Source organism: Achromobacter pestifer, assembly GCF_902859625.1.
Taxonomy (GTDB): domain Bacteria; phylum Pseudomonadota; class Gammaproteobacteria; order Burkholderiales; family Burkholderiaceae_B; genus Achromobacter; species Achromobacter pestifer.
Window position 1 is genome coordinate 570,978 of sequence record NZ_CADIJX010000002.1, and the last position, 13,679, is coordinate 584,656.

Sequence of the window (13,679 nt, forward strand, 5' to 3'; positions counted from 1 at the left end):
GCCGGGCGGCATCCTCAGACCCCTTCCCACGATCCGTGGAGGATTTGAATGACTACCCTCGAATTGCAAGAGCATCCGGCAGCCGCGTCATCTGAAGCCCAAGGCACGGGCATTTGGCAAAAGACGGGCACGTTCCTGAATGAAGCGGCGGGTGTCCATGCCCGCCACCTGGTCCGCGTGCTGGACCGCTACACGGTGGACAAGGACGCCGTCGCGTCCCGGCTGCCGCCCAACCGCGCGCTGAACACGTGCTGCTTCTACCCCGAGACCGAGCCCACCCGGGTCATCCCGATGAATGTGGACGCGGATCTGGCGGTGAAACTGCGCCGCGAACTGCGCCTGCAAGCCAAGGTGGCGGGCAGCTTCTCGGATACGTCGGTGGGTACGTACTTTCCCTTGTCGACCATGTTCGAGAACAGCGCCTTGTTCATCCCTTCGGCCAAGCGCTTTTACGACCGCAATCAAGACAAGGTGATGGAGCACTTCCCGTTGGCGGCCACCACCGTGGTCAACGCCTTCGTGGTGCCCAAGGGCAAGAAGCCCTACGGCACGCACTCGGCCAGCGGCATCGCCTTGCAGATTCCGTCGTTGGTCAAGAAGGGGTTGGGCTTTCCCAAGCACTACAAGAGCTTCCACACGGCCCTGACGCCCACGCCGTTGACCCGCCAGCCTTTCGTGATCTTTGAAGATGCCGAGGTCGAAGCGCCCAACCTGAACTTCGTCTACATGAAGATGCTGGATATGGATCTGGACCCAGACGAAAGGGCGGCCATCGACAAGGCCCTGTACCTGTACGCGGAAGGGCTGCTGTCGGAGATCGACCTGCCTACGGTGCGGGACTTCCTGATGGCCAAATACTGGGAAAAGAAGTACGCCGACAAGCCCGCTTCCGGCTGGTTCTGCGATTCCAAGGTGGGACAGGCGCTGTTCTTCGACAACTACCGCGCGCATGCGGACAGCACGTTGCCGCAAGCCACCGAGGACCGCGTCACGATCGACTTCCGCTGCTTCTCCAAAGTGGAGTACCCGGCGGGCATGACGAGCGGGCTGGATTTCATCGTGGATCCCAAAGAGCGCGCCTACCAGACCAAGCGCAAACGCGCCGGCATCGAGTTCCTGCTGACGGCCTTGGGCTATCACGACATCGACGAGTTCTTGCAGATGATCTTTGGCAAGCCCTACGGTCACATCAATCCGTTTGAACTGCTGACCGATTTGCAGTTCGGCGTCTACAACAAGACCCGGCACCACTTGCTGGATCAGAACCTGGACGCCCACTACGAGCGGGTCGAGCGTCTGTACGAACAGATCGAGCGCGACGGCGAATACGTGCTTCCAGAGCGGGCCAAGCAGTGCCTGGCGGCCATGGCGGGGAACTGACCATGACCTCCCCAAGCCAAGATCCGGCCTTTGCCGCCATTCTGGAAAAGTACTTTGCCATTACCCGGGTGCCTTACGACGAATTCACCCGGGCGTTCCTTCGGCGCTGCCAGTCGTTTTCCGTGAAGGTGAACGACGGCGTCTACAAGTACTACCGCCGTGGCGTCGGGCCCACGGTGGTGCTGGCGCATGGCATCCATAGCCATCTGGGCAGCATGGTCCCCATCGCGGAACAACTGCTGGACCTGGGCTATGAAGTGGTGTTGTTCGACGTGCCGGCGCACGGCGAGGCGGCGGGCACGGGCACGGATCCCGTCCAGGTGCGGGACTTCATCCGCAAGGTCTGCGGGCGGCTGGGCAATGTCCATGCCGTCGTCAGCCACTCGCTGGGCGGGCTATGGGCGTTGTCGGCCATGCACCAGGGCTTTCGCGCCGATGCCTTCGTCTCGATCTCCACCCCGTCCACCACGCGGTTCCTGGTCGAGAAGTTCGTCCAGCTCAATCAGCTTGGACACGACGTGGAGACCGCGCTGTGCGACGAGCTGCAACGCCGCTACGGCGCGACCCTGTGGACGGACTATTCGCCGCGGCACATCGCGGGCGGCCTGGATATGCCGGGGCTGGTCATCCACGGTGGCAGCGACGATTTCGTGCCGCCCGCGCATGCGGACGAGCTGCACCGGGCATGGCCGGGTTCCACGCTGGAGATCGTTGATGGTGCGGGCCACTTCGAAATCCTGGGCTTGTCCAAAGTTGGCAGGCGGGTCGGGACGTATTTGCAAGACCTGCGGGAGCACGCCGCTGCGCCAGCGTGACCCCCGGTGCCCCCCGGCGCCTGCGGGGCGGGGCCGGGGCATGCCTTTCACAAGACGCTTTTCACACGACTCGGGATCTCTGATGAAACACGCGACTCAAGTAGAAACACTGCGGAAAATGTTCAAGCTGCGTGAAGTCGACCGCGATGAGGACATGCTGGGCAGGGTGGTGGAAGTCCCTGCGCGCGTGTATATGGACAACGGCATTCTGGAACGCGAACTGGAAACCGCCTTTCACGACTATCCGCTGGTGGTGGGGGCGTCGTCCCAAGTAAGGCAACCAGGCTCCTACCTGCTCAGCCCCTGGGACAAGCTGCCCTTCGTGGTGGTGCGCGACAAGACTGGCGAATTGCGGGCATTCCTGAACGTCTGCCGCCATCGCGGTGCGCGCCTGGTATCCGGCAAGGAAACAGAGCTGAAATTCTTCACCTGTCCTTTTCATGGATGGGTCTACGGCCTGGACGGCGCCTTGAAAGGCGTCACCAAGCCGCACAATTTTCCGGACCTCGACTGCCAGAAGCACAATCTGGTGGAACTGACGGTGACCGAGCACATGGGGCTGGTCTGGCTGCATCCGACGCCGGGGGCGAAGATCGATCTGGCTGCCAGCCTGGGGGCCGAGATGAGTGATGAGATCCAGGGCTTCAAGCTGGATGATTTGAGCTTGCACGGCCGCAAGGTCAGCACCCTGAACGCCAATTGGAAGCTGCTGCTGAAGACGTATCTGGAGCGCTATCACGTGCCGATCCTGCACAAGAACACCATCGCCCCGGTGTTCGAGAAAGGCGTGATCGCGCACTTTGAACATGGCCCGCACATCCGCATCGCGGCGGCCAAGACCAACCTGATGGACGCCGCCAGCCTCGATCCGGAATCGTGGCGCATCCTGGACTACGCTTCGGTGTTCTACACGCTCTTTCCCAATACTTTCCTGATCAACCACGCCAATATTGTGTCGCTGAATTCCTTCTACCCCATTGCGCCAGACAAGACGATCTGGACGCACGACATGCTGTACCGCGAGGCCGATTACGCAGGCGAGGAGGGGCAGGCGACGCTGGCGCAGCGCTTCGGCAATATCGATGCCGTTTTCCACCACGAGGACTTCGGTATCGTGGAAGGCGTGCAGGCCGGCCTGCATAGCGGCGCCAATACGCACCATACGCTGGGCCTGGAAGAAGGGCTGCTGGGCATGTTCCAGCACAACATTGATCGCGTTCTGGTCTGAGGACGTTCCAATGGCCGGTATCGATACCGTCTTTCTGCTGGGCACCGCCGCGATCCTGCTGACCCCGGGCCCGACCAACACGCTGCTGGCGGCGGCAGGCTTGGCGAAGGGCGTACGGCAGGCGGCACCCCTGGTCGGTTTTGAACTGGCGGGCTATTTGACCGGGATCACGGCGTGGGGGCTGTTCCTGGCTTTCGCGCAAACTGCCTACCCTTGGGTGGGCATCGTGGTTCGGGTCGCAAGCAGCGTCTACCTGGCCTATGTCGCGGTCAAGATCTGGTGCGCGGCAGGCGAGCACGCGACAACGCGCAAGGAACCTATCGGCCCTTACGCGCTGTTCATGGCCACATTGCTCAATCCCAAGGCACTGGTGTTTGCCTCGACACTGTTTCCGGCGCATTCGTTTGAGCGCATGCAGACATACCTGGGCTCCATATTGCAATTCGCCTGCCTGCTGGTGCCCATCGCCTTCATCTGGATCAAGTTCGGGGCGGTCCTGGGAGGGCAGCGCTTCAGTTTCATCAACCCGGAAAAGTTGCAGCGTGCCGCGGCTCTGGTGATAGGCGTATTCTCTGTATCGATTGTCGGGTCCGCCGTTCGCTTATCACTGTTACCAGGATGAATCGACGTATGACAACTGAAAACAAGATGCCCGCGCCCGTTGCCTCCAGAAGCCCTCGGAAGAAGCCGTTCGTCGCCAGTCTCATCGGCGGCGCGTTCGGGGTCGCGGGCACCCTGGCGCCCGATCTGACCGCCCGGCTGGTCCAGCGGCTGATCTTCTCGCCGACTCGTCTGAAACCATCGGAGCCGGGACGCGGCATTCTGGCGCAGGCCCGGGTGGATCGGCACACCATTGATGGACAGACGGTCTACCACTACGTTTGGGGCGAGGCCGGGCCGCGCGTGCTGCTGGTGCACGGCTGGGGCGGCGACGCCGCACAGATGACGGCTTACGTTGAACCTTTGCGCCAGCAGGGGTATCAGGTGGTGGCCATCGACATGCCCGCGCATGGAAGATCGTCTGGCAAGCGTGCATCGGTCAGGCATTTTGAGCCCTGCGTCGCCAATGCCGCAGAGGTCTATGGGCCGTTCCAGGGCGTGGTGGCGCATTCCCTGGGCGCGGCTGCCGTGACGTTTGCGATGTCGCGGGGATTCTCCCCCGGGCGCGCGGTCTTCCTGGGCCCTGTCAGCCGTTATGACAGCGTATGGGAATATTCCCGGCGCATGATGAACCTGCCCGCGACCGTCATGCCGCTGGTGGTCAAGCACGCCCAGGGCTGGCTCGGCATTACCTTCCCTGAAATGGAACCGGCGCGGCTGGCGCCCGGAATGTCGGCGCCGCTGCTGATCCTCCATGATCGCGGCGATCGTGAAAGCCCCTACGAAGATGCGACCGTATTGGCGGCGGCGTGGCCGGGCGCCGAACTGGTCTCCACCGAAAAAATGGGACACACGCGCGCGCTGCGCGACCCGGCGCTGGTTGCCCAGGCCGTGGCGTTCCTGGCGAAGTAGTTTCTGGCGCCCTGGCGGCGTTTCTGCCGGGCGCTAGGCCAGCATCATGGCCAGCATCACCAGCGCCAGCAGCAGGACGTACACGCGAGCATGCAGGCGGTCGGGAATGCGGGGGATGAGGGGAGCGGCGATCCAGATGCCCGCCAATGAACCCAGTGCCAATGCGGCAAAGGCCAGCAGGTCCACGTAGCCGACGATCCATGGCGCCAGCGGCGCGGGCAGGTCGCGCGCCGCCGCCAGGTAAGCCAGCGTGCCCACGATCGCCACGGGCAGGGTCAGCGGGTTGGCCATGGCCGCCGCTTTTGTCATGGGCAGGCCGCGACGGCGCAACAGCGGCACCGTCATGACGCTGCCCCCCACACCTAGAAAGGTGGCGATCGCACCGATGGCAACGCCGCCGCCCACCGTCAAACCCGGGCCCAGCGGCTGCACAGCCTGCGCGTCGTTCCGAGCGATGAAGCCCTGGCGCAGCAGGCAATCAAGAATGGTCACGCCCAGATAGGCGATGAAGGCGTAACGCACGAGTTCGCCGCTGGCGTGCCTGGCGGCCAGCGCCCCAAGCAACGCGCCGACGCCGATGAAGGCGGCCAAGGGCCAGATGTGGGCGCGCACGATATTGCCAGCGCGCCGGTGCTTGCGGGTAGCGGCCACGGCACTCACGATCATCACGCAAGTGGACGTGGCCACCGCGATATGCATGGCGGACTGTCCGATCGCGTCCTGGGTGCCGTGCGTGGCAGCCAGCATCCCATACAACACCGGCACCACGACGAACCCGCCGCCAAAGCCGAACAACACCGTGGTCACGCCGCTTAGCGCACCGAACAACGCCAATACCAGATACAACATACCGTTCATCCCGATCCGCAAAGACGCCACGATACGGCGGCTGGCAGTGGCCTACTTTCCAGGATTGGACAATAATGTTCGCGTTTCGGCCAAAAAGGCGCCCGCCGCGTCATGCGCAATACCCATATCGACCGCTACGACGCGCTGGATCGCGCGCTGGTCGCCATCGGCAACGACTACCCGCCTGGCCATCTGCTGCCCGCGCACGCGCATCGCCGCGCTCAACTGCTATATGGCGCCACCGGTGTCATGCACGTGGTGACGCGCGACGGCAATTGGGTGGTGCCGCCGCAACGCGCCGTCTGGATTCCCGCTGGCGTCACGCACCAGGTGCGCATGCTGGGTGTCAGTACCCGCAGCGCCTACATCGAGCCCGGTGCGGCGCGCTTGCGTAGCACGGCGTGCGAAGTGATCGAGGTATCGCCATTGCTGCGGCAGTTATTGATGGATGCCGTGGAGATGCCCGCCGAATATGAATTGGCGGGGCGCGACGGGGCGCTGGCGAACCTGCTGCTGCATGAGGTCGCGCGCGCACCGGTCCTGCCGCTGCACATTCCACTGCCGCGCGACAGGCGTCTGGCACCGCTCTGCCGGGCGTTCATCGCCGCGCCCGATGCCCGCGTGCCGCCGCAGGCCTGGGCCGATCGTCTGCACATGAGCCTGCGCACGTTCAGCCGCTATTTCCACCAGCAGACCGGGATGGCGTTTTCGGCCTGGCGGCAGCGGGCTTGCGTGGTTCTGGCGTTGGCGCGGTTGGCCGCAGGTTCCTCCGTCACCGCGATTGCCCTGGACTTCGGCTACCAGAGCCCGGCGGCCTTCTCCACCATGTTCCGGCGTGTGTTGGGGCGCCCGCCCACGGCGTATTTGCACCAGGATTAGGACACGATGACCAATTTGCATTTGCCGCTTTCCATTGGTATTGCCGGAGCCGGCAGCGCCGGGCTGGCTACGGCGCTGGCGCTGGCGCAGGCCGGCCATCAGGTACATGTCTTTGAAAAGCATCAGGGTTTCACCACGATGGGCGCGGGCCTGCTGCTACAGCCGCCCGGGGTACGCGCACTGCGCACGCTCGGCGTGGACGTGGCCGCGCTGAATGTCGGTGCGCCCATCGACCGCTTGCTGGGCTTGTCGCATCGCGGCTGGCGCATTGTCGATATCGACTACGTAGGCGATGGCGCCCGCGCGGTGACTCGTGCGGCGTTGGGCGGCGTGTTGTTCGATGCCTGCCAGCGTGCAGGGGTCACGTTTTCGTTCGGCTGCCCGGTGCAGGCGTTGGACCGCCAGGATGGCAAGGCGCGCGTGGTGCACGGCGAAGGCAGCGTCCAGGCAGAGTCGACGTTTGACGTGTTCGTGGTGGCCGACGGCGCGGCGTCCCTATTGCGCGAACAGGTCGGGTTGGCCGCCAAGTCCCGTGTTTACCAATGGGGCGCGTTGTGGGGGCAGTTCTGGGTACAGGATTGGGCGGGCGCCACGCAGCTGTTGCAGCGCTTTCGGGGCACGCGCCAGATGATGGGCTTGTTGCCCACCGAGATCGGGCCGCAGGGCGTGCGCTTGTCGCTGTTCTGGAGCATTCGGCATGACGCCTTGCCGGCGTGGCGTGCCGCGCCGATCGGACAATGGAAGGATCAGTTGCTGGCATTGTGGCCTGACGCCGCGCCGGTGCTGGATCAGGTGTCCCGGCATGATGACCTGGCCGTGGCCACCTATCGTCACACATGGCCGCGCGGCCTGGCGACCGGGCCGTATTGCGCTGTGGGGGACGCGGGCCATGCGATGAGCCCGCAACTGGGGTTGGGTACGACATTGGCGGTCTTGGACGCGCTGGCGTTGGCGGCTGCCTTGAGACGGCATGGCGCCGTCGAGGGGCCGGCGCGTTATGCGCGCAGCCGGCTGCTGCCGTCGCGCATGTACCAGACGTTGAGCCGCGCCTTGACGCCTTGTTTCCAGGCGTCGGGCCCGGGGTTATGGCGTGATCTGTTGTTCGGTGGTTCGCTGCTGGTGCCCGGTGTGCGCAGCTTGATGAAGCGCGGGCTGCTGGCGATGCCCGAGGCGGAGGCGGCCCGCCGCCCATAGCCGCGACGCGGCCTGAACGCCGCCAATCAGTGCGGCGTCAGGCCGAATACCAAAGCACTGCGAAGAAATGGCAGACCGTGCCGGCCAGCACGAACAGATGCCAGATGAAATGGCTGTAGCGCCAGCGGTTGTCGAACACGAAAAACACCACGCCGCCTGTGTAAGCCAAGCCGCCCGCCACCAGCCACCACAACCCGCCCGTCGGCACGCGCTCGATCAATGGGTTCGCCGCAATGATCACCAGCCAGCCCATGGCCAGATAGAGCCCGGTGGAAATGGCGGGCCGGTTCAGGCGCTTGCTGGCTTTCAATCCCACGCCCAGCAGCGCCAGCCCCCAGACCAGACCGAACAAGGTCCAGCCCCAGGGCCCGCGCAGCGCACCCAGGGCAAACGGCGTATAGGTGCCCGCGATCAGCAGATAGATGGCTGAATGGTCCAGCACATTGAAAATTTGCTTGGCGCGGCAACGCGGCAGCGCGTGATAGATGGTGGATGCCAGATACAGCAGGCACATCGATGCGGCGAAAACGGCCGCGCCCGCGATGAAAGTGGCATCGCCTTGGCGCACGGCGGCCACGATCAGGAAGGGGGCGGCGGCGACGGCGCCTGCCGCGCCCACGCCATGGCTGATGGTGTTGGCGATTTCTTCGCCCAAGGTCTGGGGTCTGTCGTTAGGAAACATGAATGCGTCTTGTCGTCTTGTCGATACGAGATTTACACCATAGGCGCTTTACGCTGTTGGCTCAAGGGCTGGGCGGCGCGCGGCGGCGCAGATGCGGCAAGGCTTGATTTTCTGCAAATGCAACAAGCGCCGTGAGCAAGGAAATACGCGGCTTGGAAGTTACCCTGTGATACATTTCACGCAGAAACCTACCCGCCCGTAGAAGGCGGCAATTGTTCTTTTCCCGGGTTCGGCGCTGCGATGGCAGGTCCGAGCGTCCGCAACAGACATTTTTAGGGGAGGCACCGATGATTCCGGCAATTGGCCTTATGGTTGGGGCGTACATCGTCACGCGGATGACGGCCATGTTGACCCGTCCCGACTCCAGCAAGGTGGTCAGGGTGTTGTCCATACTGACCATCGCCGTCGCGTTGATGTCCTGTCTGCAATTGTTGACAGGCGGCGTCGGCCCAGCTGCAAGATTTTAAGATCCAGGCGTCCGCGACGTTGCGGGCGCGATGGCCGGCGTGCCGTGGCAAGCGGCCCCGCGGCGTCAAGACGCCGACGCGAAGTCAAGAAGGTTTACTGGCCGAGGCCTAGCAATGGCGCGCAGTTTTACCAGTCTGTTTTTCAAAGCCGCAAAGAAACTAAGCAAGCTTCAGCGCGCGGCCATGCGCATGGCGACCCCCAAGACCGCGGGTAAGCGGGCGGCACCCGTACGCAAGGCGGCCAGGCCCGCGCCGGCGGTCACGGCGCCCCGCCAGCCGGCGGCGCCTGCATTGGGCGGTGGGCGCTGGGAACCATCACGGCGTTTTTCCGACAGCGCGGGGCGTCAGTTGACCTTCGCGCGCTATACCCCGGTTTCCGCTCCACGCTCGGGCATGCCGCTGGTGGTGATGCTGCATGGTTGCCGGCAGACGGCATTGGCGTTTGCGCGCGGCACGCGCATGAACCAATGGGCCGATGCGGGTAGTTTCATGGTGTTGTATCCCCAGCAATCCATGACCCGGCAGGTCCAGCGTTGCTGGCGCTGGTTTCAGCCCGATGCCCTGCATGGCGGTGCCGAGGCGGACCTGATCGCGGCGCTGATCCAATCGGAAGTCGAGCGCCACGGTCTGGACCCGGAACGGGTGTATGTTGCCGGTTTGTCCGCCGGGGCAGGCATGGCGGCGTTGGTGGCGTTGCGGCATCCCTCGATGATCGCCGCGGTGGCCATGCATTCCGGTCCCGTGGTGGGCGACGCCCATAGCGCCGCCGGCGGCATCGGCACCATGCGCCGGGGCAGCCTGAAACCGTTGGTGCCACTATTGGAAAGCGTGTCTGACCCTGCCGTGTTCCAGTTGGGCATGCCGGCCCTGATCCTGCAAGGACAACTGGACCCGGCGGTGGCGCCGCGCAATGCCAAGCAGCTGTTTGAACAGTTCCGCGCCTTGAACGACCTGCGTCCGGAAGACGTGCCGGTCGAGCGTGTGCTGGGCCTGGGCACCGACAAGGCGTACCGCCGGGTCGACCTGCTGCGTGGACGCAAGACCATCCTGCGGCTATGCGAAATCACACGGCTGGAACATGCCTGGAGCGGCGGTGATGCCTCGGTGAAGTACCACGCGCGCGGCGGGCCGGATGCGTCGGCGCTGGTGTGGCGCTTCTTTCAGGGGCTGCGCCGGGCGGGGGCTGGGCAGCCGGACAGGTAGGCGGTATTGTTCGCGAATTGGGAATGGAGTTGTCGAGGCCGGGCCACGGCGAAAGAGGGCGGCGCGGCGGTAAGATCGCCGCATTCCTGGTCCACGCGGAATGCGCGTTCCGCCCAGGCAGGCCTTTTTGGAAATCCTCGCTATGTCCCTCTCTATCTATCAAGCGTCCGTGCCTCTGTTCGTGCGCGGCATGACCGTGCTGGCCGACTTGCTGGAAAAGGCCGCTGCCCACGCCGATGCCGAAGGGCTGGACCCCGCCGCGCTCGTCAACGCGCGCCTGGCGCCGGACATGTATCCCTTGTCTGGCCAGATCCAGCGCGCCAGCGACGCCGCCAAGTTCGCCGTCCAGCGCTTGTCCCAGGGGCAAGCGCCCAAGTTTCCGGACGAAGAGACAACCTTTGCGCAGTTGCAGCAACGCATCGCCGACACCATTGCGTATTTGCAGAGCGTGACGCCGGATCAAGTGGACGGCGCGGAAAGCCGCAAGGTCGTCGTGAACTTCGGTGACTTCAAGCCGGAGTTTCAGGGCGATGACTACTTGCTGACGTTCGCGCTGCCGAATTTCTATTTCCACGTCACGGCCGCCTACGCGATCTTGCGCAACGCGGGCGTGAAAATCGGCAAATTGGACTTCCTGGGCCCGTACACGGGGTAAGCCGCGGGCGAACGAAAAAGGCCCGTGGCGGGACAGGGCGCTTAACCCTCTCCTTCCACGGGCCGTTTTTAGGTGGCGTTCTACTGCTTGGATTTGGCGGCAGCGTCGCCGCAGCCGGTCATGTCGCCCATCTTGGCCATGTTTTGCTGGATTTCCTCGGGCGAGTAGTCGAATTTATGCGTGGCGATGGACCAGCGGTGGCCGAATGGGTCCACGACCTGGCCGTAGCGGTCGCCCCAGAACATGTCCGCCACGGGCATGGTCACGGTGGCGCCGGCGGCCACGGCCTGCTTCATCGCGGCATCCACATCGGTCACGTACAGGTGCAGCGTCACGGGCGAGCCCTTCAGCGCCTTGGCGCCCAGGCTGCCCCATTCGGGGAAGTCGTCCATCAGCATCATCACGGAGTCCCCGATGCGGATGGCGGCATGCATGATCTTGCCACCCGGCCCGGGTAAACGCGCAAGCTCTTCGGCATTGAAGGCTTTCTTGTAGAAGGCGATGGCATCCGAGGCGCCTTCGCACACGATGTGCGCGGTCAGCGTGTGCATGCCGTCGGGGATGGGTTTCTTTGCGGGCGTAGCCATGGTGTTTCTCCAGAATCATTGATAGGGCTGTCGGGGACGGAACGCTGGCACGCAGGGCGACGCAGGCGGTTCCCATTCATACGACGAACGGGCGGTGCCAATTTCGACAAGCCGCCCGCTTTTTCTTTACTTGCCAACCAAGGTTTTGAAGCCGCCTATGCACATGCGCTTGAAATCGAACACGCCTTCGCAAGACATGTTGGCCAGCCTGGGGTCGGCCATGACCTTGGCGTTGATCCGGTCGCGTTCGGCCTTGTTTTCAAACAGAATCCAGGCGAACACGACCGTTTCCCCCTCTTGCGCGCCAGCCGCCGCCGTGAACGAGCCGAAGCCTTCCATGTCGATGTCGTCCGCCACGCATTCGCGGTAGTCCAGCGCGCCGAATTCCAGCCAGATGCCTTTGGCTAGTTCCGCCATTTTCTGATATGCCGGCAGGTTCGCCTGAGGCACGGCGAGGAGGTAACCATCTATGTACTTTTCCATCAAACACTCCTTTGATCCTTGTTGTTCTATCCGGCGCCAGGCATGCCCGCTGGTCACGCTTGACGCCGTCTGGCATCGAAGCCAGCGGATGTCACTTTATCTGGATCGGAGGCACTTTCAGATAGGGATTTGCGACATTCTTGCGGGTGGATTGCGTCAGTCCGCAGGCGTATGCTTAACGCCATGAAAAACGTCGCCTTTCTTCTACCGACGGGAGCCAATATTGCCTCCCTTGAAACCGCGCGCCACGGCTTTCTGGTGGCCAATGAATATCTGGCCGCGCATGGCCGCGAACCGCAGTTTTGGGTGCGCACGCTGGCGCTGACCCGCGAGGTCAGCCTGGACGATGGGCGCATCAAGGTGCAAGCCGATCTGGTGCTGGCCGACGCGCCGGATATCGACATTTGCATCGCGCCGCCTCTGTTGGGCGCCGTGTCCGACGCCGTGTTGTCCAACCGCGAGCTCATTGACTGGTTATCGCGGCACCACCGCGAGGGCGGCGAAGTCGCCAGCCTGTGCATGGGCGCTGCATTGCTGGCGGCGGGTGGGGTGCTGGACGGCCAGCAAGCGGTCGTGCATTGGGTCGCGCAGAACCTGTACGCCAGTTTGTTTCCCAATGTGCAGTGGGTCAGTGACCGGGTCGTCATGGCGGACAACGGCGTCTACACCAGCGGCGGCGCGTTTTCGGCGGCGCATCTGGTGTTGCACCTGATCGAGAAGTACACGGATCGCGACACCGCCATTTGGTGCGCCAAGTATTTCCAGCTGGACTGGAGCCGGCAGAGCCAGCTGCCCTTCGCGGTGTTCATGGGCCAGAAGGCCCATGCCGACGATGCGGTACGGGCGGTGCAGAACGACATCGAAGGCCGCTACACGGAAAAGATCACCGTCGAAGATCTGGCCGATCGCCACGCGATGGGCCGCCGCACACTGGAGCGTCGGTTTCGGCAGGCCACGGGAAACAGCATCGTGGAATACGTGCAGCGGGTCCGCGTGGAGGCTGCGAAGAAGCGGCTGGAGACATCCCGAAAAAGCGTGTCGGAGGTCATGTATGAAGTGGGCTACAACGACACCAAGGCGTTCCGCGATATTTTCAACAAGTACTGCGGCATGTCGCCTGTGGGCTATCGCGAGCGCTATCAGTGAATAAGCGCTGGGGCGTCAGCCCCGGCGCATGAGCGCAGCGCGTCAGCCGCGTTGTTCCGCCGTCGGGACCGAGCCTTGCGGCGCCCGTCCCAGCAACCGCAGGTATTCCGCGTAGCGCTGTCGGTATTCGGTGCTGTTGGTGTCCAGCGTGTCTTGCGTGCGCGAGAGGTCGGCCAGTCCGGACTCACGCCATGCGCGCAGATCGGCTTTGACGTCGGCCTGCGTCATGGTGCTGGGCTTGGGGGGCGGCACATCGGTTTCTTCGGCGGCGAAAGCGTTGCCCGTGCCAAGCACGAGGGCGAGCATTGCGGCGACGGTTGCGAATTTGATGGTCATGTTGAGATCTCCTGTTGACCGCATGGAAGCGGCTGGGTGGAATCGGCGTTGTCCGATCCGTGACGCCATTCTGAACAGGAGAGCCTGACCAGACCGTGACCCGCACCTAACATCTTTGTCAGCTTCGGCGGCGTGCATTTTCAGATGCATGCCGTTTCGTTATTTCCACGTCAGCAAGGCGTCACCCTCAGGTCAGTGTCGGGAATTTAGAGTGTAGGCAGGTCAGCACGGCACGTGCGGGACGACAGCCTGCGCCATGCCGC

At 63.7% G+C, this 13,679-nt stretch carries 16 protein-coding genes; 10 read left to right on the plus strand and 6 right to left on the minus strand.

Translation table 11 applies throughout. The annotated features are described in order from the left end of the window. Nucleotides 1–48 precede the first annotated feature (48 nt). The 5 genes from HV753_RS09365 to HV753_RS09385 all read left to right on the plus strand — a co-directional run bounded on the left by HV753_RS09365 (nt 49) and on the right by HV753_RS09385 (nt 4,935). Nucleotides 49–1,380 carry a hypothetical protein gene (locus tag HV753_RS09365; protein WP_175174177.1) on the plus strand — a complete coding sequence of 444 codons (1,332 nt, stop codon included), beginning with the start codon at nt 49–51 and terminating at the stop codon, nt 1,378–1,380. A gap of 2 nt (nt 1,381–1,382) precedes the next feature. Then, nucleotides 1,383–2,195, plus strand: coding sequence for an alpha/beta fold hydrolase (locus tag HV753_RS09370; protein ID WP_246288206.1), 813 nt, complete (start codon nt 1,383–1,385; stop codon nt 2,193–2,195). 82 nt (nt 2,196–2,277) lie between these two features. Further along, nucleotides 2,278–3,423, plus strand: coding sequence for an aromatic ring-hydroxylating oxygenase subunit alpha (locus HV753_RS09375; protein WP_175174179.1), 1,146 nt, complete (start codon nt 2,278–2,280; stop codon nt 3,421–3,423). 10 nt (nt 3,424–3,433) lie between these two features. Next, nucleotides 3,434–4,045, plus strand: coding sequence for a LysE family translocator (locus HV753_RS09380; protein WP_175174180.1), 612 nt, complete (start codon nt 3,434–3,436; stop codon nt 4,043–4,045). Between the two features lie 8 nt (nt 4,046–4,053). Continuing rightward, nucleotides 4,054–4,935, plus strand: coding sequence for an alpha/beta hydrolase (locus HV753_RS09385; protein WP_175174181.1), 882 nt, complete (start codon nt 4,054–4,056; stop codon nt 4,933–4,935). Nucleotides 4,936–4,968: 33 nt separating this feature from the next. Here HV753_RS09385 and HV753_RS09390 read toward each other — a convergent pair whose 3' ends face one another. Next, nucleotides 4,969–5,784, minus strand: coding sequence for a sulfite exporter TauE/SafE family protein (locus HV753_RS09390; RefSeq protein WP_175174644.1), 816 nt, complete (start codon nt 5,782–5,784; stop codon nt 4,969–4,971). Between the two features lie 111 nt (nt 5,785–5,895). Here HV753_RS09390 and HV753_RS09395 point away from each other — a divergent pair, with 111 nt between their 5' ends. Both HV753_RS09395 and HV753_RS09400 read left to right on the plus strand, forming a co-directional pair. Then, entirely contained in the window at nt 5,896–6,663 is a 768-nt protein-coding gene (locus HV753_RS09395; protein ID WP_175174182.1) for an AraC family transcriptional regulator, read from the plus strand. Between the two features lie 6 nt (nt 6,664–6,669). After that, nucleotides 6,670–7,857, plus strand: coding sequence for an FAD-dependent oxidoreductase (locus HV753_RS09400; RefSeq protein ID WP_175174183.1), 1,188 nt, complete (start codon nt 6,670–6,672; stop codon nt 7,855–7,857). 37 nt (nt 7,858–7,894) lie between these two features. Here the strand turns inward: HV753_RS09400 and trhA are convergent, their stop codons facing one another. Then, a complete protein-coding gene (gene trhA / locus HV753_RS09405; protein ID WP_175174184.1) occupies nt 7,895–8,539 on the minus strand; it encodes a PAQR family membrane homeostasis protein TrhA in 645 nt (214 codons plus the stop codon). A 61-nt stretch (nt 8,540–8,600) separates the two neighbouring features. Next, nucleotides 8,601–8,930, minus strand: coding sequence for a hypothetical protein (locus tag HV753_RS09410; protein WP_175174185.1), 330 nt, complete (start codon nt 8,928–8,930; stop codon nt 8,601–8,603). Between the two features lie 265 nt (nt 8,931–9,195). Between HV753_RS09410 and HV753_RS09415 the strand changes: the two genes are divergently transcribed. Together HV753_RS09415 and HV753_RS09420 are read left to right on the plus strand one after the other, a co-directional pair. Beyond that, nucleotides 9,196–10,209 carry an extracellular catalytic domain type 1 short-chain-length polyhydroxyalkanoate depolymerase gene (locus HV753_RS09415; RefSeq protein WP_246288207.1) on the plus strand — a complete coding sequence of 338 codons (1,014 nt, stop codon included), beginning with the start codon at nt 9,196–9,198 and terminating at the stop codon, nt 10,207–10,209. A gap of 142 nt (nt 10,210–10,351) precedes the next feature. After that, nucleotides 10,352–10,864, plus strand: a complete 513-nt coding sequence (locus HV753_RS09420) for a DUF1993 domain-containing protein (RefSeq protein WP_175174187.1) — start codon at nt 10,352–10,354, stop codon at nt 10,862–10,864. An 80-nt stretch (nt 10,865–10,944) separates the two neighbouring features. On the opposite strand, the gene HV753_RS09425 is transcribed toward HV753_RS09420, so the two are convergent. Together HV753_RS09425 and HV753_RS09430 are read right to left on the minus strand one after the other, a co-directional pair. Continuing rightward, a complete protein-coding gene (locus tag HV753_RS09425) occupies nt 10,945–11,451 on the minus strand; it encodes a VOC family protein (RefSeq protein WP_175174188.1) in 507 nt (168 codons plus the stop codon). Between the two features lie 126 nt (nt 11,452–11,577). Next, the gene (locus HV753_RS09430; protein WP_175174189.1) at nt 11,578–11,934 is read right to left on the minus strand and encodes a DUF1428 domain-containing protein; all 357 of its coding nucleotides are present in this window, start codon (nt 11,932–11,934) and stop codon (nt 11,578–11,580) included. 171 nt (nt 11,935–12,105) lie between these two features. On the opposite strand from HV753_RS09430, the gene HV753_RS09435 reads away from it, so the two are divergent. Next, nucleotides 12,106–13,080, plus strand: coding sequence for a GlxA family transcriptional regulator (locus tag HV753_RS09435; RefSeq protein ID WP_175174190.1), 975 nt, complete (start codon nt 12,106–12,108; stop codon nt 13,078–13,080). Between the two features lie 42 nt (nt 13,081–13,122). Here the strand turns inward: HV753_RS09435 and HV753_RS09440 are convergent, their stop codons facing one another. After that, nucleotides 13,123–13,416, minus strand: coding sequence for a DUF4148 domain-containing protein (locus HV753_RS09440; RefSeq protein ID WP_175174191.1), 294 nt, complete (start codon nt 13,414–13,416; stop codon nt 13,123–13,125). Between the last annotated feature and the right edge of the window lie 263 nt (nt 13,417–13,679).